General features: G+C 66.5%; 23 protein-coding genes and 1 pseudogene. 13 read left to right on the forward strand and 11 right to left on the reverse strand.

The features are described from left to right. The coding region (locus CDN38_RS29510; protein ID WP_180276340.1) for a hypothetical protein at positions 1-495 on the forward strand (495 nt) is incomplete at its 5' end. A 189-nt stretch (positions 496-684) separates the two neighbouring features. On the opposite strand, the gene CDN38_RS16230 is transcribed toward CDN38_RS29510, so the two are convergent. Together CDN38_RS16230 and CDN38_RS16235 are read right to left on the reverse strand one after the other, a co-directional pair. Continuing rightward, positions 685-1,227 (reverse strand): hypothetical protein, encoded by a 543-nt coding sequence (locus tag CDN38_RS16230; RefSeq protein ID WP_075510187.1) that lies wholly within the window; start codon positions 1,225-1,227, stop codon positions 685-687. 38 nt (positions 1,228-1,265) lie between these two features. Next, positions 1,266-2,351, reverse strand: coding sequence for a ferredoxin--NADP reductase (locus CDN38_RS16235; RefSeq protein ID WP_075510186.1), 1,086 nt, complete (start codon positions 2,349-2,351; stop codon positions 1,266-1,268). A gap of 177 nt (positions 2,352-2,528) precedes the next feature. On the opposite strand from CDN38_RS16235, the gene hsaA reads away from it, so the two are divergent. Genes hsaA through hsaB form a run of 4 tightly spaced genes read left to right on the forward strand, consistent with a single transcriptional unit; the run spans position 2,529 to position 6,059 of the window. Continuing rightward, the gene (gene hsaA, locus CDN38_RS16240; RefSeq protein ID WP_075510185.1) at positions 2,529-3,713 is read left to right on the forward strand and encodes a 3-hydroxy-9,10-secoandrosta-1,3,5(10)-triene-9,17-dione monooxygenase oxygenase subunit; all 1,185 of its coding nucleotides are present in this window, start codon (positions 2,529-2,531) and stop codon (positions 3,711-3,713) included. Then, positions 3,713-4,591, forward strand: coding sequence for a 4,5:9,10-diseco-3-hydroxy-5,9,17-trioxoandrosta-1(10),2-diene-4-oate hydrolase (hsaD, locus tag CDN38_RS16245; RefSeq protein ID WP_075510184.1), 879 nt, complete (start codon positions 3,713-3,715; stop codon positions 4,589-4,591). Before hsaA ends, hsaD begins: the two co-directional genes overlap by 1 nt. Further along, entirely contained in the window at positions 4,588-5,493 is a 906-nt protein-coding gene (gene hsaC / locus CDN38_RS16250; protein WP_075510183.1) for an iron-dependent extradiol dioxygenase HsaC, read from the forward strand. Before hsaD ends, hsaC begins: the two co-directional genes overlap by 4 nt. A 2-nt stretch (positions 5,494-5,495) precedes the next feature. Continuing rightward, positions 5,496-6,059 carry a 3-hydroxy-9,10-secoandrosta-1,3,5(10)-triene-9,17-dione monooxygenase reductase subunit gene (hsaB, locus tag CDN38_RS16255; RefSeq protein ID WP_075510182.1) on the forward strand — a complete coding sequence of 188 codons (564 nt, stop codon included), beginning with the start codon at positions 5,496-5,498 and terminating at the stop codon, positions 6,057-6,059. Between the two features lie 371 nt (positions 6,060-6,430). Here the strand turns inward: hsaB and CDN38_RS33570 are convergent, their stop codons facing one another. Beyond that, positions 6,431-6,589: a DUF8730 family Cys-rich protein gene (locus CDN38_RS33570; RefSeq protein ID WP_099319056.1), complete on the reverse strand. Its 159-nt coding sequence runs from the start codon at positions 6,587-6,589 to the stop codon at positions 6,431-6,433. Continuing rightward, positions 6,590-7,198, reverse strand: a complete 609-nt coding sequence (locus tag CDN38_RS16265; RefSeq protein ID WP_075510181.1) for a mycothiol-dependent nitroreductase Rv2466c family protein — start codon at positions 7,196-7,198, stop codon at positions 6,590-6,592. A gap of 109 nt (positions 7,199-7,307) precedes the next feature. On the opposite strand from CDN38_RS16265, the gene CDN38_RS16270 reads away from it, so the two are divergent. After that, complete coding sequence (locus CDN38_RS16270; protein WP_075510180.1) at positions 7,308-8,144, forward strand: arylamine N-acetyltransferase family protein; 837 nt, start codon at positions 7,308-7,310, stop codon at positions 8,142-8,144. Between the two features lie 26 nt (positions 8,145-8,170). On the opposite strand, the gene CDN38_RS16275 is transcribed toward CDN38_RS16270, so the two are convergent. From CDN38_RS16275 to fadD3, 5 genes are read right to left on the reverse strand one after another with little or no spacing between them, the layout of a single operon-like run. Continuing rightward, positions 8,171-9,337 carry a pyridoxal phosphate-dependent aminotransferase gene (locus CDN38_RS16275; protein ID WP_075510179.1) on the reverse strand — a complete coding sequence of 389 codons (1,167 nt, stop codon included), beginning with the start codon at positions 9,335-9,337 and terminating at the stop codon, positions 8,171-8,173. Next, complete coding sequence (gene ipdE2, locus CDN38_RS16280) at positions 9,334-10,284, reverse strand: acyl-CoA dehydrogenase IpdE2 (RefSeq protein ID WP_075510178.1); 951 nt, start codon at positions 10,282-10,284, stop codon at positions 9,334-9,336. Before ipdE2 ends, CDN38_RS16275 begins: the two co-directional genes overlap by 4 nt. Further along, the gene (locus CDN38_RS16285) at positions 10,281-11,231 is read right to left on the reverse strand and encodes an acyl-CoA dehydrogenase family protein (RefSeq protein WP_099319057.1); all 951 of its coding nucleotides are present in this window, start codon (positions 11,229-11,231) and stop codon (positions 10,281-10,283) included. The genes ipdE2 and CDN38_RS16285 overlap by 4 nt, the downstream gene beginning before the upstream one ends. Next, complete coding sequence (locus tag CDN38_RS16290) at positions 11,228-12,361, reverse strand: acyl-CoA dehydrogenase family protein (RefSeq protein WP_075510177.1); 1,134 nt, start codon at positions 12,359-12,361, stop codon at positions 11,228-11,230. Before CDN38_RS16290 ends, CDN38_RS16285 begins: the two co-directional genes overlap by 4 nt. After that, complete coding sequence (fadD3, locus tag CDN38_RS16295) at positions 12,362-13,891, reverse strand: 3-((3aS,4S,7aS)-7a-methyl-1,5-dioxo-octahydro-1H-inden-4-yl)propanoate--CoA ligase FadD3 (RefSeq protein WP_075510176.1); 1,530 nt, start codon at positions 13,889-13,891, stop codon at positions 12,362-12,364. Between the two features lie 82 nt (positions 13,892-13,973). Here fadD3 and ipdE1 point away from each other — a divergent pair, with 82 nt between their 5' ends. From ipdE1 to CDN38_RS30925, 7 genes and pseudogenes are all read left to right on the forward strand, one after another. After that, positions 13,974-15,122, forward strand: a complete 1,149-nt coding sequence (gene ipdE1 / locus CDN38_RS16300; RefSeq protein ID WP_075510175.1) for an acyl-CoA dehydrogenase IpdE1 — start codon at positions 13,974-13,976, stop codon at positions 15,120-15,122. Beyond that, the gene (gene ipdF / locus CDN38_RS16305; protein ID WP_075510174.1) at positions 15,119-15,907 is read left to right on the forward strand and encodes a (5R,7aS)-5-hydroxy-7a-methyl-1-oxo-2,3,5,6,7,7a-hexahydro-1H-indene-carboxyl-CoA reductase; all 789 of its coding nucleotides are present in this window, start codon (positions 15,119-15,121) and stop codon (positions 15,905-15,907) included. Before ipdE1 ends, ipdF begins: the two co-directional genes overlap by 4 nt. 465 nt (positions 15,908-16,372) lie before the next feature. Further along, the gene (gene lpqS, locus CDN38_RS16315; RefSeq protein ID WP_075510173.1) at positions 16,373-16,786 is read left to right on the forward strand and encodes a putative copper homeostasis (lipo)protein LpqS; all 414 of its coding nucleotides are present in this window, start codon (positions 16,373-16,375) and stop codon (positions 16,784-16,786) included. 713 nt (positions 16,787-17,499) lie between these two features. Next, positions 17,500-18,102 (forward strand): TetR family transcriptional regulator KstR2, encoded by a 603-nt coding sequence (kstR2, locus tag CDN38_RS16325; RefSeq protein ID WP_075510171.1) that lies wholly within the window; start codon positions 17,500-17,502, stop codon positions 18,100-18,102. Between the two features lies 1 nt (position 18,103). Further along, on the forward strand, positions 18,104-19,255 hold the full coding sequence (fadA6, locus tag CDN38_RS16330) for a steroid 3-ketoacyl-CoA thiolase FadA6 (RefSeq protein ID WP_075510170.1): 1,152 nt from the start codon (positions 18,104-18,106) through the stop codon (positions 19,253-19,255). Between the two features lie 110 nt (positions 19,256-19,365). Then, positions 19,366-19,896: pseudogene (locus CDN38_RS30920) on the forward strand (type IV toxin-antitoxin system AbiEi family antitoxin); the annotation flags it as partial. 96 nt (positions 19,897-19,992) lie between these two features. Next, positions 19,993-20,274: a hypothetical protein gene (locus CDN38_RS30925; RefSeq protein ID WP_233026905.1), complete on the forward strand. Its 282-nt coding sequence runs from the start codon at positions 19,993-19,995 to the stop codon at positions 20,272-20,274. Here CDN38_RS30925 and CDN38_RS16340 read toward each other — a convergent pair. Beyond that, positions 20,267-20,914, reverse strand: coding sequence for a SatD family protein (locus tag CDN38_RS16340; RefSeq protein WP_075510168.1), 648 nt, complete (start codon positions 20,912-20,914; stop codon positions 20,267-20,269). The two genes, CDN38_RS30925 and CDN38_RS16340, sit on opposite strands and share 8 nt — an antisense overlap. Before the next feature lie 58 nt (positions 20,915-20,972). Further along, entirely contained in the window at positions 20,973-22,994 is a 2,022-nt protein-coding gene (locus CDN38_RS16345; RefSeq protein ID WP_075510167.1) for a fatty acid desaturase, read from the reverse strand. Positions 22,995-23,063: the final 69 nt, after the last annotated feature.

Raw genomic sequence — 23,063 nt, forward strand, 5'->3', positions numbered from 1 at the left:
GGTGGGTTGTTGTTCGGCGACGGCGGCAGGGGCGGGAACGGGGGCGCTGGGTCGGCGTCAGGGAATATCAACGGCGGCAACGGCGGAAGCGGCGGCGCCACGGGACTGCTGGGCAGCGGCGGCGCCGGCGGCACAGGCGGTGCCAGCCAGGTTAGCGGGGCCGCGATCGCCGGAAATGCCGGCAACGGCGGCAACGGCGGCGGCGCCGGGATGCTGTACGGCAACGCCGGGGCCGGCGGGCAAGGCGGGGACGGTGTCGTCGGCTTGGGCAACGCCGGCGGCAACGGTGGCAACGGTGGGAACGGCGGCGTCGGCGGGTGGTTCGGCGACGGCGGTTCCGGTGGTGGCGGCGGCGTAGGTGGCGGCGGCGGTGTTATCGGCTTCGGCGGCCATGGCGGCAGCGGTGGCAACGGCGGCGCTGGTGCCGACGGGGCTCCCGGTGATGCCGGCGGCACCGGAGGGCTGTTGTACGGCAAGCCTGGGACGGCGCCGTGATGAGTCCTGGGCCGCGGCTGGTGGGACGCCCGTCGTTCCGGGGCGGTTGACGTGCGAGTCTGCATCCAGTGCGTCCAGCCTGCGCCCAGTGCGCTGCGGACTGCGATTCGTCGCCCTGAGCGCAGAATGAAAACCCCGCAGCGCCGGACCCTCCCAGCGGACCGGCGGCGTCGCGGCGCGTCTACCGCGCTACGAAAAGTTCGTCTGGGCGCAGGTGCTGGGCGAGGTGAGGTTGACTCCGGAGTACACCACCTGGATGTGGGTGCACACGATGACGCCGGCGTTGGTGCTCGGTTGGCCGGTCGACCAGCTGGTCGAGTCGATGACGCCGGTCGTCTGATACTTGTCCGGCGGGCCGTCACCGAAATACACGGTGGTGATCACGTCGGAGCCGCCGGCCTTCATGACTCGCTCGAACTGGCCGGTGGCGTGGGCGTCCAAGTAGGTCAGCCGGTTCGTCGGCCGGATCTCGGTGGTTTGGCGGGCCCACAGATCGGGCGGGAAACCGGTGACGCCGTCGGGTGTGCGCAGATTCGCCCCCGCCACGAAGTCGCAGCTGCCGTTCGGGTGGCAATTCACAAAGGTATGTGTCTCGAGCTGGGTGGTGTCGTCGACCGGGAACAGGGTGGTGGCCGTGTTGCTGGCCGCCGGCGAGTGCGGGGCGGGCGCGAAGGCCAGCAACACCCCGGCGATCACCGCGACTATTGGAGCACCCGGTAGCAGCCGCTTCATCTCGCATCCTTCCGCCCGGATGAAACCTGGCCCCGCGACTATTCGTCGTAGGTCACTTCTACCGAATCAGATTCCGGATGAGATTGACAGGCCAAAATCAGGCCCTCGTCGAGGTCCTGCTGCTCCAGCACGTCGTTGACTTCCATGCTGACTTTGCCGCCGCGCAGTGTGCAGGCGCAGGCGCCGCAGTGGCCTTCCCGGCAGGAGAACGGCGCGTCGAGACCGGCGGCCAGCAGCACATCGAGCAGTTTGGCGTTGCGCGGCCAGGACACCGTGTGGGTTTCGCCGTCGAGTTCCACCACTGCGGTGGCCGGTGGCTCAGTGTCGTCGCCGCCGAAATCCTCTAGTTTCACCGCCGCGAACGGATCGGACTCCAGCGACTTGAACACTTCGATATGCACCTGTGGGGCAGGAACTTTGAGTGTTGCCAGGGCTTCGCACGCGGCGTCCATGAAGGGGCCCGGTCCACAGATGAAGATCTGCCGTTCGGTGTAGGGGGCGGCCAGGTTCGCCAGCGCGGTGGCGCTCGGCAGCCCTTGCAGCGACTCCAGCCAGTGCAGGACGGTGAGGCGGTCGGGATACTTGGCGGCCAGCTCGCGCAGCGCTTCGCCGAAGATCACCGAGCGGTCGTCACGGTTGGCGTAGACCAGCGTCACCTGTCCGCTGCCTTGCGCCAGCGCCGACTTGCAGATCGACATGATCGGAGTGATCCCGCTGCCCGCGGCCAGCAGCAGGAAGTCGTCATCGAGCGTCTTGGGCACGAAGTTGCCCGACGGCGCCAACACGTGGATCCGCATCCCGGGGTGCGCGTGGTCGCACAGCCAGTTCGACGCGTATCCCTCCGCGGTGCGTTTGACCGTGACGGTCAGCGCGTCGTCGGTGAACGGTGAGCTGCACAACGAGTAGCAGCGGGCCACCGAGCCGGTGCGGTCGCTGGGAACACGCAGGGTCAGAAACTGACCCGGTGCGTAGCGCAGCCGCGCCGCCGGGATCTGCGGATCGTCCGGTCCGTCGGGCACCGCGAACACCAGCGAGCGCGCCTCGTCGGTTTCGGCGACGACGTCGGCGATCTGCAGCTCCAGGACGTGGCTGCCCAGTGGTTCGTCAGGGATTGCCTCGGTCAATACCCTGCCTCTCTGTGTCTCAACTAGAACATGTTATAGAAAACTGGATTCGCACCGCTACCAGCCGCAGGAATACCCTGCTCGACACAAATCGGAACGTGTTCTAGTCTTTTTCTAGTCGTTTTCTGAGTCCACTCCGGTCGTCGAACAGGCCGCACTCCCAGGAGGCAAACGTAAGTGACGTCCATTCAACAGCGTGATGCGCAGGCGGTGTTGGCTGCCGTCGATGATCTGCTTCCGCAGATCCGGGAGCGCGCACAGGCGACGGAAGACCTGCGCCGCCTGCCCGACGAGACCGTCAAGGCACTCGAAGAAGTCGGTTTCTTCACCCTCTTGCAGCCGCAGCAGTGGGGCGGGCTGCAGTGCGATCCCACGCTGTTCTTCGAGGCGACCCGCCGGCTGGCCAGCGCCTGCGGTTCCACCGGCTGGGTGAGCTCGATCATCGGCGTGCACAACTGGCATCTGGCGCAGTTCGACCAACGGGCCCAGGAAGAGGTCTGGGGCGAAGACCCCAATGTGCGGATCTCGTCGTCGTACGCCCCGATGGGCGCCGGTGTCGTGGTCGACGGCGGCTATCTGGTCAACGGATCGTGGAACTGGTCGTCGGGCTGCGACCACGCCACCTGGACGTTCGTCGGCGGCCCGGTCATCAAGGATGGCCGACCGGTCGATTTCGGCAGTTTCTTGATCCCCCGCACCGAATACGAGATCAACGACGTGTGGTACGTGGTCGGCCTAAAGGGCACCGGTAGCAACACGCTGGTGGTCAAGGACGTCTTCGTGCCGCGACACCGATTTTTGTCCTATAAGGCGATGAACGACCACACCGCCGGCGGACTGCAGACCAACACCGCTGCCGTCTACAAAATGCCTTGGGGCACAATGCATCCCACCACAATCTCGGCGCCCATCGTGGGCATGGCCTACGGTGCCTACGCCGCGCACGTGGAGCACCAGGGCAAGCGGGTACGAGCGGCATTCGCCGGGGAGAAGGCCAAGGACGACCCGTTCGCCAAGGTCCGCATCGCCGAGGCGGCCAGCGACATCGACGCGGCGTGGCGTCAGCTGAGCGGCAACGTCGGCGACGAGTACGCGCTGCTGTCCGCCGGCAAGGAGATCCCGTTCGAGCTGCGGGCCCGGGCCCGGCGCGACCAGGTGCGCGCCACCGGCCGGTCGATCGCCTCGATCGACCGGCTTTTCGAGGCTTCCGGGGCCACTGCGCTGTCCAACGAGGCTCCGATTCAACGCTTTTGGCGTGACGCGCACGCCGGCCGGGTGCACGCGGCCAACGACCCGGAGCGGGCGTACGTGATCTTCGGGAACCACGAGTTCGGGTTGCCTCCCGGCGACACCATGGTCTGATGACGGCGACCGAGGAAATCACCTTCGAGTCCACCTCGCGCTTCGCCGAGGTCCAGGTAGAAGGCGGACCGCTGAAGCTGCACTACCACGAGGCCGGTGTCGGCAACGGCCAGACGATGGTGTTGCTGCACGGCGGCGGACCCGGGGCGTCCAGCTGGACGAACTTCGCCCGCAATATCGCGGTGCTGGCCGAGCATTTCCACGTGCTGGCCGTCGATCAACCCGGATACGGCCACTCCGACAAGCGGGCCGAGCACGGACAGTTCAACCGCTACGCCGCGACCGCGCTCAAGGGACTCTTCGACCAGCTGGGGCTGGGTCGCGTTCCGCTGGTGGGTAATTCGTTGGGTGGCGGCACCGCGGTGCGGTTCGCGCTCGACCACCCCGACCGGGCCGGACGCCTGGTGCTGATGGGCCCGGGCGGGCTGAGCATCAACCTGTTCGCGCCCGACCCGACCGAGGGAGTGAAGCGGCTGGGGAAGTTCTCGGTCGAACCCACCCGGGAAAACCTCGAGGCGTTCCTGCGGGTCATGGTCTACGACCAGAAGCTGATCACGCCCGAGCTGGTGGACCAGCGTTTCGAACTGGCCAGCACGCCGGAGTCGTTAGCGGCAACACGAGCGATGGGAAAGTCGTTCTCCGGGGCCGATTTCGAGCTGGGCATGATGTGGCGCGAGGTGTACCGGCTGCGCCAGCCGGTGCTGCTGATCTGGGGCCGTGAAGACCGGGTCAACCCACTCGACGGAGCGCTGGTCGCCCTCAAGACCATCCCGCGCGCCCAGTTGCACGTGTTCGGGCAGTGTGGACACTGGGCTCAGGTGGAGAAGTTCGACGAGTTCAACAAGCTGACGATCGATTTCTTAGGAGGTGCCAGATGAGCATCATCCGGTCGCTGGGCTATCTGCGCATCGAGGCCACCGACATGGCCGCTTGGCGCGAGTACGGTCTCAAAGTGCTCGGCATGCTCGAAGGCAAGGGCAGCGTCGAGGGGGCGCTGTATCTGCGGATGGACGACTTTCCCGCCCGGCTGGTGATCGTGCCGGGTGAGCGGGACCGGCTGGCGGAGGCCGGTTGGGAATGCGCCAATGCCGCAGGGCTGCAGGAGATCCGCGATCGGCTCGACGTGGAGGGCACGCCGTACAAGGAAGCGACCGCCGCCCAACTGGCGGATCGGCGCGTGGACGAGATGATCCTGTTCTCCGACCCGTCGGGCAACCCGCTGGCCGTCTTCCACGGCGCCGCGCTGGAACACCGCCGGGTCGTCAGCCCGTACGGGCACAAGTTCGTCACCGGCGAGCAGGGTTTGGGCCACGTGGTGCTGACCACTCGTGACGACGCCGAGGCGCTGCACTTCTACCGCGACGTGCTCGGCTTCAAGCTGCGTGACTCGATGCGGCTTCCGCCGCAGGTGGTCGGCCGGCCGGCCGACGGGCCGCCGGCCTGGCTGCGTTTCTTCGGCTGCAATCCGCGCCACCATTCGTTGGCCTTCCTTCCGTTGCCGACACCGTCTGGCATCGTGCACCTGATGGTCGAGGTGGAGAACTCCGACGACGTGGGCCTGTGCCTGGATCGGGCGCTGCGCCGAAAGGTACCCATGTCGGCGACGCTGGGCCGACACGTTAACGACCTGATGCTGTCCTTCTATATGAAGACCCCCGGCGGTTTCGACGTCGAGTTCGGTTGCGAGGGAAGGCAAGTCGACGACGACGAGTGGATCGCCCGGGAGAGCACCGCGGTTAGTTTGTGGGGGCACGACTTCACGGTCGGCGTCCAGCGCTAGCCATGTCCGCGCCGATTGATCGACGCACGTTCCGAAACGTGCTGGGTCAGTTCTGCACCGGGATCACCATCATCACCACCGTGCACGACGACGTGCCCGTCGGCTTTGCCTGCCAGTCGTTCGCCGCGTTGTCTTTGGAGCCGCCGCTGGTGCTGTTCTGTCCGACCAAGGTGTCACGGTCCTGGAAGGCGATCGAGGAAACCGGCCGGTTCTGCGTCAACGTGCTGACCGAGAAGCAGAAGCACGTGTCGGCGCGATTCGGCTCGAAGGAACCCGACAAATTCGCCGGGATCGATTGGCATCTCTCCGAACTCGGTTCGCCGATCATCGACGGGTCGCTGGCTTACATCGACTGCACGGTTGCGGCCGTGCACGACGGCGGGGATCACTACGTCGTGTTCGGCACCGTCAGTTCGCTGTCGGAGGTCCCGAAGATCAAACCGCGGCCACTGCTGTTCTACCGCGGCGACTACACCGGCATCGAGCCGGACAAGACCACGCCGGCGCAGTGGCGAGACGACCTCGAAGCGTTCCTCACCACTACCACCCAGGACACCTGGCTTTAGGTCCTTTAGTACAGCACGGCATTGATGCCGGCGTTGGCTCACGTTGGTGCGCACATAGTTGTGGGCCGTGGGGAGGGTGTTGCGAGGTCGTCGGGTAGCGGGTGTCGGCCGTGATTGTTCGAGATGGCCGTTGCTGCGTGTATCGCGAGCGAGTTTCTTGATGCCCCAAGGTGTTTGGGTTTCGATACCGTACCGGTGGTGACCGGCCCGGGGTAGCCAACGCTAGTTGGGTGTTGGCGTACCCGGTTGGTTTGGCCGAAACGCGAGAATTGCTCCGTCGGAGGTCTTGGCGGTCGGCCCCACGAGCCACTGCTGGACCCGACAAGGCCCGTCCGGCAGTTCTTTTGCGGAGCCGGGTGGTGCCGCTGCTGCTAGGTCCGCCGCGGATGCCACATGCGCCTGGGTGGTTCCTTCGGGTGACCTGGACACCACTGCGATTCGGGCACCGCCGCGCGAACCTGATCCACGTGCGCTCCGCAACCGGCCCACGTCACTTTCCCGCAGGTGCGGCACCGGACGGCGTGGCACATTCAGCGTGCCTCCTCGAGAACGGGCGGCCCCTGGTAAGGCCGTTGCAGCACGGCGAATTCGGGCGTGGTCGCGGCGGTGAGGACGGCCTCGAGCAGGCGGACGCCGTCGTCGCTGCCGGGTATCCCGGTCAGCACCGGTCCAAAAAAACCGCGACCGCCGACCGCGATGATCGGGCTGCCGGCCGAGCCGCCCAGCGTGTCCTGGCTGGCCTGGTGCGCGCTCCGGACGGCCTCGTCGAGTGCGCTGTCGTCGAGCGATTCGGAGAGTGATTCGTCAAGTCCGCATTCGGCCAGGGATCGGCGGACCTCATCGGCGGACATCTCTTTTCGACGCAGATGGATACGAGCACCGATCGAGTCGTAAAACCGTGCGAATGCGTCCGGCCCATGCTGGCTGGCGACCGCGGCGAACAGCCGGCCGAGCCGTCGTGATCGATCCATCATCTGCTGTTGCTTCGGGTTGAGGTCGTTGCCCTCGTTGAGTACGGCCAGGCTCATCTGCCGCAGCGTGACCGGTGTGTCCGTCTTGTGCGCGGCATCGAGCAGCCATCGCGAAGCGGCCCAGGCGAATGGGCATACCGGATCGATGTAGAGCTCGACGTCAGCCACTGGCTCCTCCTTCTGCAGCCTTTCGCCGTTGTCGGGGCGAAACTACAGGACATGATACCCCCTCCGGTATATGCCGTCGAAGCCGTGTGCCAGCCAGCAAAATGGGTCTATGACGCTGGATCTCAACGGGTACTTCGAACGCATCGGCTATCGCGGTCCCACCGAACCCACCTTGGCGGTGTTGCGCGAGGTGGTGAGCGCCCACACCCGGGCGATTCCGTTCGAGAACCTCGATCCGCTGATGGGAGTCCCGGTTGATGACTTGAGTCCAGAACCGCTGATCGACAAGCTTGTTCACCGGCGCCGCGGCGGTTACTGCTATGAGCACAACGGTCTAATGGGCTACGTGCTGGCCGAACTCGGGTTCCGGCTGCGGCGGCTGGCCGGCCGAGTGGTGTGGATGGCCCCGCCGGATGCGCCAACGCCGGCCCAGACGCACACCGTGCTGGCGGTGACCTTTCCCGGTTCGGACGGTTCGTATCTGGTGGACGTCGGTTTCGGGGGCCAGACGCCGACGTCTCCGTTGCGTCTCGAGACCGGCGGCACTCAGCAAACCGCGCACGAACCGTATCGCCTGGTTGACCGCGGCGACGGGCTGGTGCTACAGGCGTTGGTTCGCGACGAGTGGCAGTCGCTCTATGAATTCAGCACGGTCAGCCGGCCGCCGATCGACTTGAAGGTGGGCAGTTGGTTTGTCTCGACGCACCCGTCGTCGCACTTCGTCACCGGCTTGATGGCTGCCACCGTGACCGACGACGCGCGGTGGAACTTGACGGGGCGGATCCTGGCGGTCCATCGCGGCGGCCGGACCGAGAAGACCGTGCTGAAGGACGCGGCCGCGGTTGTCGACACATTAAGCGGGCAGTTCGGCATCAACGTGGCCGATCTCGGCCAACGCAGCGCGCTCGAAACCCGCATCGACCAAGTCTGTTTCGACGACAACTGAAGCGTGAGCCCGTCGCGGGTGAACTATCAGCTCCCTGGTAGCCAGGACTTCATTCGGCGCAGGGCTTCTTCGATATCGCTGGTTGGCCCGGCGAACGACATCCGGACAAACGAGCTGCCCCGCGAAGTGTCGAAGTCGACCCCTGGCGCGATAGCAACCCCGGTGTCGGCCAACAACTTTGAGCAGAATGCCAACGAGTCGGTGGTGAAGTCCGAAACATCGGCGTAGACATAGAACGCCCCGTCGGTGGGAGCCAGCCGGTCAATCCCGATGCGGCGCAGGCCATCGAGCAGCATGGAGCGGTTGAGCGCATAGTGCCGCAGATTGCCGTCGGCTTCCGCGGTCGCCTCGGGGGTGAACGCCGATACCGCGGCAATCTGCGACAGCACCGGCGGGCAGATGGTGAAGTTGCCGGTGAGGCAGTCGACCGCCCGGCGCAGCTCCGTCGGCACCAGCAACCAACCGAGTCGCCAGCCCGTCATGGCATAGTACTTGGAAAAGCTGTTGACCACCACGGCGTTTCGTGAGGTCTGCCAAGCGCAGCTGGTCTGCGGGGCTCCCTCGTACACCAGGCCGTGATAGACCTCATCGCTGACTAGCCGAACCCCAGATTCGTCGCACCATGACGCGATCGCCGACAACTCGGCGGGCGGGATGACCGTGCCGGTGGGATTGGCCGGGCTGGCCACAACCAGCCCCTGCACCGGCGGGTCGAGTTCGGCGAGCATCTGCACGGTGGGCTGAAACCGGGTCGCCGGCCCGCATGGTATCTCCACCACCTCACATCCCAAGGCGGACAGGATGTTTCGATAACACGGATAGCCGGGGCTGGCCATCGCCACCCGGTCACCGACGTCAAAGCAGGCCAGGAAGGTGAGCAGGAAGCCGCCCGATGAACCGGTGGTGACCACCACCGCGTCGACGTCGACGTCGATGCCGTGCTTGCGTTCGTAGTTCGCCGCGATGGCCGACCGCAACTCTGGAATGCCAAGTGCCACCGTATAACCCAGCTGATTGAGATGCAGCGCGGCGGCCGCTGCGGCACGTACCGGTTCGGGGGCCCCTGCACTGGGCTGGCCCGCCGAAAGGTTGACCAGATCGCCGTGGGTGCGCTGGCGCTCGGCGGCCGCCAGCCAGACATCCATCACGTGGAAGGGCGGGATGCCGGCACGCAGCGCAACACGGTTGGTCATGGTGTGGGAAGCACCTCGGACTCCAAGCGCCGCAACAACTCCCGTGGCGGGTCCAGCAGGTGCGTGCTGCCATGTGCCCGTTTGAAATACAGGTGCATGTCATGTTCCCAGGTGATCGCGATGCCACCATGCAACTGGATGCCTTCGGCGGCCACGGCGCTGAACGCTTCGCAGGCAGCCAGTCGCGTGGTGGCGGCGTTGGTGGGTGTGGGCTCGGTGCAGGCGTCGGCGACGACGGCGCGTGCCGCGGCGACCGTTACGTACAGGTCGGCCATCCGATGCTTGAGTGCCTGAAAGCTGCCGATGGGACGACCGAATTGCACTCGGTTCTTGGTGTATTCGACGGTCAGCTGCAGGCACCGTTCGGCGGCGCCGATCTGCTCGGCGGCCAGCAGGATTGCCGCGATGTCGGCCAGGCCCGGGTCGGCGCCGATGGTCTGGGCTTCCTGCGGCCGTACGCGGGCCAGCCGGCGGGTGGGATCCATGGTGGCGACGGGCTGTGCTGTGAAGCTCGTCCACCTGCTCAATTGAGCGTCTTTGGCGGCGACGACGACGTCGGCGACGTCGCCGTTGACCACGTAGTCGGGGTCGAGGACCAGCGCGCCGATCGAGACGCCCTCGGCGAGCCGGGTGAGCGTCTCGGCGTCCGGCTCGGGCGCGGCCAGCAGGGCCAGTTCCGCCAGCGTGGTGCCCAGCAGCGGGGAGGGCACCAGCGCCCGGCCCAGCTCCTGTAAAACTATTGCCGTGTCGGCTAATTCGCCGCCAGCTCCACCCAGCTCCTCCGGGATGACCAGCGCGGCCGCGCCCACCTGCTGACACAACAGCCGCCATAGGGACTCGTCGTAGCCGCGGTCGGACTCCATCGCCACTCGCACCGCGGCTGGACTTGCGTGCTTGACCACCAGCGCGGCGACGGTCTCGCGCAGCATCTCCCGCTCGTCAGTCATAGCGCCTCCAGCACCATGCGTCGGTGTTCCTCCGGCGTACCCCAGGCCGAGCGCAAGGCCTGCACCCGTAGCAGCCATAGTGACAGGTCGTGTTCCTGGGTGAATCCGATAGCGCCGTGAGTCTGTAACGCCGAGCGGGCCGCCAGTAGACCCGCTTCGGATGCCGCTGCTTTCGCCGCACTGACGTCGCGCGGCTCCAATGACAGCGCCGCGCCGTATACCAGCGGACGGGCCAGCTCGACCGCGATGTGGACGTCGGCAAGTTTGTGCTTGACCGCCTGATACGAGCCGATGACCCGGCCGAACTGCGTCCGCTGCTTGGCATAGTCGACGGCCGCGCTCAGCAGTGCTTCGGCGGCACCCACCAGTTGCGCCGCCGTGGCCAATACGCCGAACTCGTAGGCGCGCTCGATGTCTGCCTGCCAGTGTTTGCCGGTCGGCGTTACGTCGTAGAGGCGACGGCTGGGGTCGACGGACGCATGGCGCCGGCCCGGCGTGCCTTCGGCGACACCGGCCTCACCGGCCAGTAACACCAGCCCGGCGGTGTCGGCGTCGACCGCGCGCGGCACCCGCGGCGGTAGTGCGACGGTGGCGATCAGCTCACCGGAGGCCAGACCGGCACAGCGCTCGGCCTGGTCGTCGCTGGCGAGCAAAACCGGTGCCACGGCGATGGATTCGGTGACCGGGCCGGGCACACACCAACGGCCAAGCCGTTCCAGCGCAACCACCAGGTCCACCGGATCGGCTCCCAGACCGTCGAACTTCTCCGGCACGTTGAGTGCGGTGACGCCAAGGTTGGCCAATTGCTGCCACACCTTACGGCCGGGCGCGGCATCGCCGGCCGACCAGGCGCGAACCGCGCCGGGCAGATCGGCAGCGCCCAGCGCCGCGTCGATGCTGGCGGCGAAATCACGTTGTTGTTGATCAAGCGCAAAGTCCACGGTCATTTCTTCTCTCGCGGCAGGCCCAGCAGCCGTTCCGAAATGATGTTGCGCTGGATTTCGTTGGTGCCCGCATAGATTGGCCCGCCCAGGGCGAACAGCAGGCCATCGGTCCACGGGCCGGTCAATTCTGCGTCGGCGGCCAGGATGTCCAGCGCGGTCTGATGCAATGCCACGTCGAGCTCGGACCAGAAGACCTTGGTCACCGACGATTCGGCGCCCAGCTCGCCGCCGCCGGCGAGCCGGGTGACGGTGCCGAAGGTCTGCAGCCGGTAGGCCTGGGCCTTGATCCAGCCGTCGGCGACGCGGTCGGCGAATTCCGGCGGTGAGCCGGTGGCTTTCCACAGTTGCACCAGCCGCTCCGCCACCGCCAGGAAGCGGGCCGGGCTGCGCAGCGACATGCCGCGCTCGTTGCTCGACGTGCTCATGGCCGCGCGCCAGCCGTCGTTCGGGGTGCCGATGACGTCCTCGTCGGGCACGAAGACGTCATCGAGGAAGATCTCACCGAAGCCGGTGTCGCCGCCCAATTGCACGATCGGCCGCACCGTGACGCCCGGTGCCTTCAAATCGAACATGAAGTAGGTCAGGCCGCGGTGCCGCTCGGCCGACGGATCGGAGCGAAACAGCCCAAATCCCATGTCGGCGAACGGCGCCCGTGAGCTCCAGATCTTCTGACCGTTGAGCAGCCAGCCGCGGTCGGTCTTGGTGGCGGTGGACCGCAGCGAAGCCAGGTCGCTGCCCGACTCGGACTCCGACCAGGCCTGGGCCCAGATCTGCTCGCCGCTGGCCATTTTCGGCAGTATCCGGTCCAGCTGCTGCTGAGTGCCGTGGGCGAACAGGGTCGGCGCCAGCATCGAGGTGCCGTTGGCGCTGGCCCGGCCCGGCGCTCCGGCGCGGAAGTATTCTTCCTCGAACACGACCCAGTGCAGCAGCGGCGCGTCGCGGCCGCCGTACTTCTTCGGCCAGGTGATCACCGACAGGCCGGCGTCGAACAGCACCCGGTCCCAATGCCGGTGCTGGGCAAAGCCTTCCGCATTGTCGTAAGACTTCGTCGGGATCGCGTCGGCGTGGGTCGAAAGGAACTCGCGCACCTCAGCCTGAAAGGCCAGGGTTTGCTCATCGAATACCAGGTCCATTCAGGCCAACCCCCGCAGTTGTGATTTGACCACCTTACCGCCGGCGTTGCGGGGCAAGGCGTCGAAGAACCGCACCGACCGCGGCGCCTTGAAGTTCGCCAAATGCTCACGGGTGTAAGCGATCACCGTCGCTTCGTCGAGCGTCGCGCCAGGCCGGGGCACCACGAAGGCCCGGCCGACCTCGCCGAGGCGCTGGTCGGGAACACCGATCACCGCGACATCGGCCACCCCGGCCAGCCGGGCCAGCACCTGCTCCACCTCGGCGGGGTAGACGTTGAACCCGCCGCAGATGTACATGTCCTTGAGCCGGTCGGTGATGCGCAGGTTGCCGGCCTGGTCGAGGGCGCCGATGTCGCCGGTGTGCAGCCAGCCGTCGGTGTCGATGGCGGCAGCCGTCGCCTCCGGGTCATCGAGATAACCCAGCATGACGTTGGGGCCGCGTAAGAGGACTTCTCCGGTGTCTGCGATACGCAATTCGAAGTCGGCAAATGGCCGCCCGCAAGTGGTGGCGACGGTCACCGCGTCGTCGTCGGGGCGGCACATCGTTCCCATGCCGTTGGCCTCGGTCAGGCCGTAGGCGGTCAGCACAATGTCGATGTCGAGTTCAGATTGCATGCGTTCCACCAGCACCACCGGCACGGTGGCCGCCCCGGTCACCGCGAACCGCAGCGAGCTCAGGTCGTAGTCGCGGCGCGCCGGATGGTCCAGCAGGGTCTGGTAGATGGTCGGCGGCCCGGGCAACACCGTGATGCGGTGCTCCTCGATCGCCTGCAGGGTGCGCAGCGGATCGAACGTCAAGTGCGGGATCAACGTCGCCCCGGTCTGCAGGCACGCCAGGATGCCGGCCTTGTAGCCGAAGTTGTGGAAAAACGGGTTGATGCACAGATAGCGGTCGTCGCCGGTGATCTTGCCGTTGGCGGCCCACGACGCCGAGGCCGCCAACGACTGCCGGTGCGCGCACAGCACGCCTTTGCTGCGGCCGGTGGTGCCGGAGGTGAACAGGATGTCGCTGACGTCGTCGGGCGCGACCGCGGCCGCGCGGGCGGCGACGGCATCGGTGCCGGTGCCTTGAGCGATGAACTCGTCCCAGGTGCCCTGGACAGGATCGTCGGCCTCGATCGGAATCCGCACGATGTGCCGAAGCGCGGGCAGGGCTTGCGAGTTCAGGCCGGCGACCCGGTCGGCGCCGAGAAACCGGCCCATCGCGAACAGCACCGGCGCACGCGTGCGGACCAGGATGTCGGCGGCCTCTTCGGCGGTGTAGCGGGTGTTCAGCGGCACCATGGCCGCCCCGGCGTGCTGGATCGCCAGGCAGGCCACCACCCAATGCCAGGTGTTCGGCGACCAGATGGCCACCCGATCGCCGGGCTCGACGCCCAATGCGATCAGCGCCGCCGCGGCCCGGTGCACCTCAGCACGCAGAGCGGTGGCCGTGAAACTGCGGTCGTCGGTGATCAACACGTCGTGGTCGGGGAACATGCCCGCAAGACGATCCAGCGCCGCGGGCACGGTACGCGGATCGTCGGTCATCGAATGCTCCTCTAAAGCGGCACGCGGCGCCCTTCACCGGCGGCCTAACAAAGCAAGTGCTTGGTAGGTTAGCCTACAGGTCATGCAGGACGTCGAAGAGTTCCGGGCCGAGGTCCGCCAGTGGCTCGCGGACAATCTGGTCGGCGAATTCGCAGCTCTCCAGGGGCTCGGCGGGCCGGGACGCGAGCACGAGGCGTTCGAAGAACGCCGGGCATGGAATCAGCATCTCGCCGCTGCCGGGCTGGCCTGCTTGGGCTGGCCGGTGCAACACGGCGGCCGTGGACTGCCGACCGCGCACCGGGTGGCGTTCTACGAGGAGTACGCCCGCGCCGACGCTCCGGTGAAGGTCAACCACTTCGGCGAAGAGCTGCTGGGGCCGACCCTGATCGCGTTCGGAACGCCCGAGCAGCAGCAGCGCTTCCTGCCGCGCATCCGCGACGTCACCGAGCTGTGGTGCCAAGGCTATTCGGAGCCGGGCGCAGGCAGTGACCTGGCCAACGTGTCGACCACCGCGGAACTCGACGGCGACCAATGGGTGATCAACGGCCAGAAGGTGTGGACGTCACTGGCGCACCTGTCGCAGTGGTGCTTCGTGGTGGCGCGCACCGAGAAGGGCTCCAAACGACATGCCGGGCTGTCGTATCTGCTGGTGCCGCTGGATCAGCCCGGGGTGCAGATCCGGCCGATCGTCCAGATCACCGGCACGTCGGAGTTCAACGAGGTGTTCTTCGACGACGCCCGCACCGACGCCGGCATGGTGGTGGGCCAGCCGGGCGACGGGTGGCGGGTCGCGATGGCGACGCTGACCTTTGAGCGCGGCGTGTCCACGCTGGGCCAGCAAATCGTCTACGCCCGTGAGCTTTCCAACCTGGTCGAGCTCGCCCGTCGCACCGGCGCCGCCGACGACCCGGTCATCCGGGAGCGGCTGACCCGGGCGTGGACCGGGCTGCGGGCCATGCGCAGCTATGCGCTGGCCACCATGGATTCCGAGCAACCCGGTCAGGACAACGTGTCGAAGTTGTTGTGGGCCAACTGGCATCGTTCTCTCGGGGAGCTGGCGATGGACGTGATCGGCAAGCCGGGCCTCGCGTTGACCGACGGCGAGTTCGACGAATGGCAGCGGCTGTATCTGTTCACCCGGGCCGACACCATCTACGGCGGTTCCAACGAGATTCAGCGCAACATCATTGCCGAGCGGGTGCTCGGCTTGCCGCGGGAGGTCAAGGGATGAATTTGTCCGTCGCGCCGAAAGAGATTGCCGGGCACGGGCTTTTGGTTGGCAAGGTGGTGGTGGTGACCGCGGCCGCGGGTACCGGCATCGGCTCGGCCACCGCGCGCCGCGCCCTTGTCGAGGGCGCCGACGTGGTGATCTCCGACCACCATGAGCGACGGCTGGGGGAGACCGCCGCCGAACTGGCAGCGCTGGGGCTCGGCCGGGTCGAAAGTGTGCTGTGCGACGTGACGTCCAGTGTGCAGGTGGACGCCCTGATCGACTCGACCACCGCACGCATGGGCCGGTTGGACGTGCTGGTCAACAACGCCGGCCTGGGTGGCCAGACGCCGGTGGCGGACATGACCGACGACGAGTGGGACCGCGTCCTGGACGTCTCCCTGACGTCGGTGTTCCGGGCCACCCGGGCCGCGTTGCGGTACTTCCGCGACGCGCCGCACGGCGGAGTGATCGTCAACAACGCCAGTGTGCTGGGCTGGCGGGCCCAGCACTCGCAGGCACACTATGCCGCCGCCAAAGCGGGGGTGATGGCGTTAACCCGTTGCAGTGCAATAGAAGCCGCCGAGTACGGGGTGCGGATCAACGCCGTCTCGCCCAGCATCGCCCGGCATAAGTTCCTGGACAAGACCACCTCGGCCGAGCTGCTGGACCGGCTGTCCGCCCGAGAGGCGTTCGGCCGTGCCGCCGAACCCTGGGAGGTCGCGGCCACCATCGCGTTTCTGGCCAGTGATTACTCGAGTTACCTTACGGGCGAGGTCATTTCGGTATCGAACCAGCATCCGTAGGCGGTTGGTGAGTCCATTGGCAATCGGAGTTGCCGGCCGGGAGAGGTGTGGTTTCGGTCCACCGCCTAGCGCGTAGCGCCTAGCGAAGCAAGCGACGACGTCGGTATGTGCTGCCGGCGAGGCCGTTTGGCCACCTGCCGACCCGCTCCCGGCGGCCGCGCCGCCGACCTCAACCGCCGCCGGGCATTATCACGCGACCAGCCGGTGATCCCCAACACCTGATCCAGGATTTTCCCCTTGTCCGCCTTCGACGCCTTCACATACGCCCTGGCGAACTTCGCGGCGATCTCGGCACGAGATGCCATCGACAGCCCACTTCCCATGGCCTCACAACGCTCACCATTTCGCGGGCATCCTTACGTGATGCATCGAAGCATGCCGCTCAGTTGCCGGCCCAACACCCACGGCGTACCCTATAGGGGTATGAGGTCCGTGGGGGAACCAATCACTCGGTCTCTAGGCGTTGTGTGGCTGAGCAACGGTTTCAGGCTGCCGCGGTGGCGATCGCTGATCGCCGTGGCGACAGCAGCCTTCCTGGCTGCCCTCGTCGGCCACTCCTCGCTGCTGGATTCGGAGACTTACCCGTCCCACCAGCCGCATCCGTTGGTCGCCACGCTGGGCGGTGAATTCGCTGTCAACGTCGATCACGCCCATTCTTTTGCCGGCTCGTTGACGCAATGTCACGACGTGTTCGCAACCGCGGTGTTGCCGCGCTCGGCTACCACGTTGGTAGCACTTGGTGCCGTGGCGGCCGGCATCGCTGTCACGGCTGTGCTGGCCAATCTTGTGGTGGCAGCCGGGCGGGGCCCGCCCACAGTGCTGCCCATTGCCCGCACCGGTCAAGACCTTTTGACGCAGTTCTGCGTGGCTCGTCGCTGATCGATCAGCGTCAGGTCGTTGTGCCATGCCACGACGGCCGGTGATCGCTGACCGACGTTCAACGCTCCATTTGGGGCACATATACGAAAGCGACAGATCAAATGAACAACAACCTTTTGCCCGGTAGCAACCCGCGAGCGCTTCGAGTTCCCGGGGGTTCCGCCCGCACCATGAAGCAACGATTCATGTCCGCTGCAGCGACAGTCGCTATCACCGCCGGTTTAGGGCTGGCCGGCTTAGGTGCGGCTGCGAGCGTTCAAGCAAAGCCTGGCCCGCTTCCGAGCGACCCGCCGTGGTGCGGGTGGAACTCGTTCTGCTACGGCGGCGGCCACGGAGGCCACGGCGGCGGCCACGGAGGCTACGGCGGCGGCCACCGCGGTGGCCACGGCGGTGGCCATGGAGGCTACGGCGGCGGCGGCCACGGCGGTGGCCACGGAGGCCATTAGGAATATTGCTACGCAGTGCGCGACGGGCTCGTCCGCGCGCTCGAGGTGCTAAGGGCGCGCCGCGCGCGGTCCTGACGGGACCGCGCGCGGCCGCCTGTCGGCTGCCAGGGTGGTGGGACCACCGTTTTGCCATGAGTTGGGAGCGGTTGTTTCCAGTCGCGGGCCCTGGGTCATAGTGACCGATGATGGTGCTGCCGGTCTATCGGACGGAGTCGGACGGCGAGGCTCTCGTTGGCCGAGCAAGCGCTTGGTTGATAGTCTGGTCGGATGGACCGAGTGGCCGGTCAGGCTATTAGCCGGCGAGACGAGTTGCTGGAGCTCGCCGCGGCCATGTTCGCCGAGCGCGGCCTGCGCGCTACCACCGTGCGCGACATCGCCGACGGTGCCGGCATCCTCTCCGGCAGCCTGTATCACCATTTCTCCTCCAAGGAGGAGATGGTCGACGAGCTGCTGCGCGGGTTCCTCGACTGGCTGTTTACCCGCTACCGCGAAATCGTGGACACCGAGCCCAATCCGCTGGAACGGCTCAAGGGGCTGTTCATGGCGTCGTTCGAGGCGATTGAGCATCGGCACGCCCAAGTCGTCATCTACCAGGACGAAGCCCAGCGACTGTCGTCGCAGCCCCGGTTCTCCTATCTCGAGGACCGCAACAAGCAGCAACGCAAAATGTGGGTGGCAGTGCTCAAGCAGGGCATCGCGGAGGGCTACTTCCGGCCCGACCTCGACGTCGACTTGGTCTACCGCTTCATCCGGGACACCACTTGGGTATCGGTGCGCTGGTATCAGCCAGGCGGACCGCTCACCGCCGAGCAGGTGGGTCAGAAATACCTCGCCATTGTTCTTGGCGGGATCACGAGAGAAGGAGTGTGACATGCCCGAGGCGTATGTCGTCGAGGCCGTGCGAACAGCGGTCGGTAAGCGCAACGGATCACTCGCCGGCGTGCACCCGCTCGACCTGGGGGCCGGTGTATTCCGAGGCCTGTTCGAGCGCGTCGACGTCGACCCGGCCGCGGTCGAGGATGTGATCGTCGGTTGTGTGGACGCCGTCGGCGGACAGGCCGGCAACATCGGCCGGCTGGCGTGGCTGGCCGCGGGGTATCCGGAAGAGGTTCCGGGCGTCACCGTGGACCGGCAATGCGGCTCCAGTCAGCAGGCTATTTCCTTTGGCGCACAAGCGATTATGGCGGGTACGGCCGACATCATCGTGGCCGGCGGCATCCAGAACATGAGTCAGATCCCGATCTCGTCGGCCATGGAGGTTGGCAAGCAATTCGGGTTCAGCTCGCCGACGGCCGAGTCGAAAGGCTGGCAGCACCGCTACGGCGACGAGGAAATCTCGCAGTTCCGCGGTGCGGAGCTGATTGCCGATCGCTGGAACCTCTCTCGTGAGGAGATGGAGCGGTTCGCGCTCGGCAGTCACGAGCGTGCGTTCTCCGCAATCAGGGCAGGGCATTTCGACAACGAGATCGTGGCGGTGGGCGACTTCCGCCTGGACGAGGGACCTCGTGAGACATCGCTGGAAAAAATGGCCGGACTGCCGACCCTCGTCGACGGCGGCCGGCTGACCGCCGCGCTGGCCAGCCAGATCTCCGACGGCGCCAGCGCGGTGCTGCTGGCCTCCGAGCGAGCCGTCAAGGACCACAACTTGACCCCGCGGGCGCGTATTCACCACATCAGTGCACGCGGTGCCGATCCGGTGTTCATGCTGACGGGCCCGATACCGGCCACGCGTTATGCGCTGGAGAAGACCGGGCTTTCCATCGACGACATCGACGTCGTGGAAATCAACGAGGCGTTCGCGCCGGTTGTCTTGGCCTGGCTCAAGGAAATCAAGGCCGACCCGGAGAAGGTCAATCCCAACGGCGGTGCGATCGCACTGGGTCATCCGTTGGGAGCCACCGGCGCCAAGCTGTTCACCACCATGCTCAACGAGCTCGAGCGCATCGGCGGTCGCTATGGGTTGCAGACCATGTGCGAGGGCGGCGGCACGGCCAACGTGACGATCATCGAGCGCCTCCTCTAACCTGCGCCGAGTATGAACCACACGACGCCTCGTCGGCGTGTCCCGTCGTGGGATGCACAATCGGCGGGGCTGTCGGTGCGGGTGTCGGTGGGTGCTGTCACCATTCGGCCATGAGCGAACCCGGTTGGCCGATCTTGGGTGCGGAGGCATTGGCGGGGCGGCCATTCCGGAGCGGGCCATGCGCGATGTACGAACGCGTCTACCCGGGCGTCTACGTCCCGTCCGGCATCGAGCTGACCGCGAGCCAGCGCGCACACGCCGCATGGCTGTGGTAGCGGCGGCGCGCGGTGGTCGCCGGCAATTCGGCGGCGGCCTTACTCGGCGCGAAATGGGCGCCGGCCGCGCTGGCGCATGCCAATCGACGGCCCCCGGCTGGTATCACCGTGCAGACCGAGACGGTGCTTCCCACCGAGATGCTGACGGTTGATGGAATCCCGGTCACCAGCCCGGCCCGCACGGCCTTCGACATCGGGCGGCGAACGACAAGCCGACTGTAAGCGGTCCAACGGCTCGACTCGTTGGCCAACGCGACCGACGTCAAGGTCGCCGACGTGGATGCCGTCATCGCCGACCATCCGGGCGCGCGGGGCCTGCTTCGGCTGCGACGGGTGCTGCCGCTGGTCGATGGCGGAACCATCAGTAGCCGGGTAGGCGTGACGGTGCCCAACGGCAGGGCCACCCAGTGAGCCCACCGGGCGGCAACGCCACCCGCGTGAGATCCCAACCCGGACAGGATGATGAGCACCGTAAGAGCGACCACCATGACGGTCAGCGCAGGACGCTGGTGCCTACCGGTGCGCTCGCTGCGCAGGCACGACAGCTCCCAGGCCACCGCCGCCGGCGCCGCCGACCCCAGGGGCACGATGTCGCGGGCGTGCCACAGCCCGCACAGCGCCGCACAAGCCACCACCACCACCGCCGGTCCGGTGACCAGCGGCGGCCACACCGCCCTCGATAACCGCCGCCACCCGTCGGCGATGCCAACGGCGATCAGCAGAACGGCGACGGCGCTCACGTGATGCTCCGAAGATATTGGGAAGCAAGGACAATCAGGTCCAAACCGTCACGGCTTGCGCGCTGGGACACCGCCGACGCGCTGATACCCTCGGCTACGGCGAGTTCCTTCTTGGTCAGCCCGTCCATCAAGCCCCTCACAATCCGCAACGACCTTTCGTCGAGCGATCCAAGCAGATGGTCCCGACAAATCAGGGCCGCGTTGACCGCCGCGACATCAGAGCGGGCGTCATCCGGCGCCCGAAATGTGGTCCGCACCATCGCAAAGCCGGGCCGCTGCTGGATGTCGGCGGTATGTCTGATGGCGTCTCGCGCTGCCCACCAGCCCGGGCCGTCCTGGATCCCGGCGTCGGCGTCGAGGATCGTAACCGCGCCCCACCCGATCCCGAAGCGGACGTCGATCTCGGGAGCGAGCAGCAACCGCACTCGCATGGCGGCGTCGATGGCAGCGCCGACGGTAGGGTAGCTGCCCTGGAACTCGTCGCCGACGGTGAACGCCGGTGCGCCGATCGCGCCGTCAGCGGCCTGCCGCAAAGCCGTTGCGAGGCGGCTATGCAGCGCCGACCGGTCACCGGCACGGCGGGACCCGACCACGTCGCCAATCACCGTTGCCCGAAGTGAAGCGCGATTCTTCAGACTGCCCATATGAAGATAATAGCTTAATTTCGCTCACGTTAAGCTATTAGCTAAATACCTGTGAGCGCTAGCGGTCGTAGTCGACGGATACGAACGGTGTGGTCGGGTGCGACTGGCAGGTCAAGATGTAACCGGCGTCCAGCTCGGCCTGGCCGAGGGCGAAGTTGTGGTCCATCTCGACGTTGCCGTCGATCAGCTTGGCCCGGCAGGTTCCGCACGCGCCGCCCATGCAGGCGTACGGTGCATCGTCGCGTACCTGCAGCGCCCCCTCCAAAATCGAGTCACCAGGCACCAGGTCGAATGTCGCCGTCCGCCCGGACAGCGTGAAGGTGACGGTCGCCGCTTCGTAGGAATGTTCGGGGGCCGGGGAAGTGTCGTAGCCGTAGAACAGCTCGAGGTGAATGTGCTCGGGGTCTACGCAGTGCTCGATCAACGACTCGCGGACCGCAACGGTCATTTCCATTGGGCCGCAAATGAACCACTCGTCGACACTGTCCGGCTGCAGGCTGCCGGTCAGCCATTTGTTGAGTTTTTCCGCGTCGACGCGGCCCCGCAGCTCGGGAGTGTGCAACGGCTCGCTGGACAGCACATGCAGCACCTCCAGGCGGTCGGCATAGCGCGATTCCAGGCGGTCGAGCTCGGCCCGGAACATCGTCGATTCCTTGGTGCGGTTGCCGTAGATCAGCGTGAACCGGCTTTCGGTCTCGATCTCCAGCGTCGTCGCCAGGATGGACAGCACCGGGGTGATCCCGCTGCCAGCCACCAGGCCCACGTAGTGCTTGCGGTTCAGCGGATGCAGCGGCGTGCCGAACCGACCGGTCGGGGTCATCAGCTCGAGCACGTCGCCGGCCTTGAGTTCGTTGGCCACGAACGTCGAAAAGGCGCCTCCGGGAATGTGTTTCACGGCGATCCGCAACTGGGCACGGGTTGCCGGAGCGCAGATCGAGTAGTTGCGCCGAATTCCTTGGCCGCCCAGATCGGTACGCACCGTCACATGCTGGCCCGGCTCGAAGCGGAACGCGTCCTGCAGCGCTTCGGGTACCGCGAACGTCACCAATGTGCTGTCGGCGGTGATCGGGTCGACCGAGGCGACCGGGATGCGGTGCAACACCGCGTGAGGGGAGCTGGACCGGGCCGGCATCCGCACCGGCAACAGCTTGGTGAGCCGGCCGTTGAGCTGCTTCCACTCCCGGAACTCGGCCGGATTCAGTTGCTGGCCAAAGACTGTCGAGATCGCCGCATTGCGCTCCAGGTAGGCCTCTTCGTTGCGCTTCCACGTCCGTAGGTACCGGTAGAACGGCACCGACGGGTGCAGATGGTGCACCAGGTGGTAGTTCTGCGACAGCAGCACCGGGGTGAACAGCCACTCCGCGCCGACGCGGTTGCGGGTCGCCCGGTACCGGTTGGTGCGCTGGGTGTCCTCCAGCCCGTGGTGGGGCAGCCAGTCGAACCACCATGCCAGCACGGTGAGCCCGATGCGCTGCGGGATCAGGAACACCACCGCAAGAGTCCAGAAATTTCCGGTGGCGATGGCGACGGCAAGGCCGGCCATGCTCACGGTGAACATCACCAGCGTCTCGGCGACTTCGGCGACGGGTCGGCTGCGGGCCCGGGGCAGGTAGTACTTGAGGTAGAAGTATTCGACCATCGGCCAGCGCAGCGGCAGCAGCCATGGCGAGCCGTGCGACGCGAACGTGTCCGGGTCCTGTTCGTCGTCGTTGGAGTGCCGGTGGTGCTGGATGTGGATGTATCCGAACGACGGGAAGGCGACCACCGGCCCGACAAAGAGCCACGCCAGTCGTCCGAACAATCCGTTGACCCAGCGGGTCGAGCTGATCGAGTAGTGCGACGCGTCATGCACCACGGTGAACATGACGAAGGTCACCGCGGCGTTGACCGGAATTGTCGCCCAGAACGGCAACCATCCGTTGATGTAGCCGGCGGTCGACAGCACGAATGCCGTCAGCGCGGCCAGGAAGATCCCGACTGTTGGCACCGCGAGTCTGGGTACCGACTCCCCGGGATCGGGCAGGGCATGGTGCGCGGACGAGTCGGGTGCCGCTTGGTCTAAGGTGCCGATGGTCGACATAGCTGAAGTAGCGTAGTCGACACGCGTCAACTACTCCACCAGCGCCGATGCACGGGCCGGTGACCCACC

This window comes from Mycobacterium ostraviense, assembly GCF_002705925.1.
In the GTDB taxonomy this organism is placed as follows: Bacteria; Actinomycetota; Actinomycetes; order Mycobacteriales; family Mycobacteriaceae; genus Mycobacterium; species Mycobacterium ostraviense.

Bases quoted from the DNA above. Each gene is read 5' to 3' on its own strand.
- CDN38_RS16230 (WP_075510187.1), bottom strand. From the start codon at position 1,227: ATGAAGCGGCTGCTACCGGGTGCTCCAATAGTCGCGGTGATCGCCGGG.
- fadA6 (WP_075510170.1), top strand. From the start codon at position 18,104: ATGCCCGAGGCGTATGTCGTCGAGGCCGTGCGAACAGCGGTCGGTAAG.
- hsaD (WP_075510184.1), top strand. From the start codon at position 3,713: ATGACGGCGACCGAGGAAATCACCTTCGAGTCCACCTCGCGCTTCGCC.
- ipdF (WP_075510174.1), top strand. From the start codon at position 15,119: ATGAATTTGTCCGTCGCGCCGAAAGAGATTGCCGGGCACGGGCTTTTG.
- CDN38_RS33570 (WP_099319056.1), bottom strand. From the start codon at position 6,589: ATGTGCCACGCCGTCCGGTGCCGCACCTGCGGGAAAGTGACGTGGGCC.
- CDN38_RS16275 (WP_075510179.1), bottom strand. From the start codon at position 9,337: ATGACCAACCGTGTTGCGCTGCGTGCCGGCATCCCGCCCTTCCACGTG.
- CDN38_RS16290 (WP_075510177.1), bottom strand. From the start codon at position 12,361: ATGGACCTGGTATTCGATGAGCAAACCCTGGCCTTTCAGGCTGAGGTG.
- hsaB (WP_075510182.1), top strand. From the start codon at position 5,496: ATGTCCGCGCCGATTGATCGACGCACGTTCCGAAACGTGCTGGGTCAG.
- CDN38_RS16285 (WP_099319057.1), bottom strand. From the start codon at position 11,231: ATGACCGTGGACTTTGCGCTTGATCAACAACAACGTGATTTCGCCGCC.
- hsaC (WP_075510183.1), top strand. From the start codon at position 4,588: ATGAGCATCATCCGGTCGCTGGGCTATCTGCGCATCGAGGCCACCGAC.
- ipdE1 (WP_075510175.1), top strand. From the start codon at position 13,974: ATGCAGGACGTCGAAGAGTTCCGGGCCGAGGTCCGCCAGTGGCTCGCG.
- kstR2 (WP_075510171.1), top strand. From the start codon at position 17,500: ATGGACCGAGTGGCCGGTCAGGCTATTAGCCGGCGAGACGAGTTGCTG.
- CDN38_RS16345 (WP_075510167.1), bottom strand. From the start codon at position 22,994: ATGTCGACCATCGGCACCTTAGACCAAGCGGCACCCGACTCGTCCGCG.
- fadD3 (WP_075510176.1), bottom strand. From the start codon at position 13,891: ATGACCGACGATCCGCGTACCGTGCCCGCGGCGCTGGATCGTCTTGCG.
- CDN38_RS16270 (WP_075510180.1), top strand. From the start codon at position 7,308: ATGACGCTGGATCTCAACGGGTACTTCGAACGCATCGGCTATCGCGGT.
- CDN38_RS16340 (WP_075510168.1), bottom strand. From the start codon at position 20,914: ATGGGCAGTCTGAAGAATCGCGCTTCACTTCGGGCAACGGTGATTGGC.
- CDN38_RS30925 (WP_233026905.1), top strand. From the start codon at position 19,993: ATGAGCACCGTAAGAGCGACCACCATGACGGTCAGCGCAGGACGCTGG.
- ipdE2 (WP_075510178.1), bottom strand. From the start codon at position 10,284: ATGACTGACGAGCGGGAGATGCTGCGCGAGACCGTCGCCGCGCTGGTG.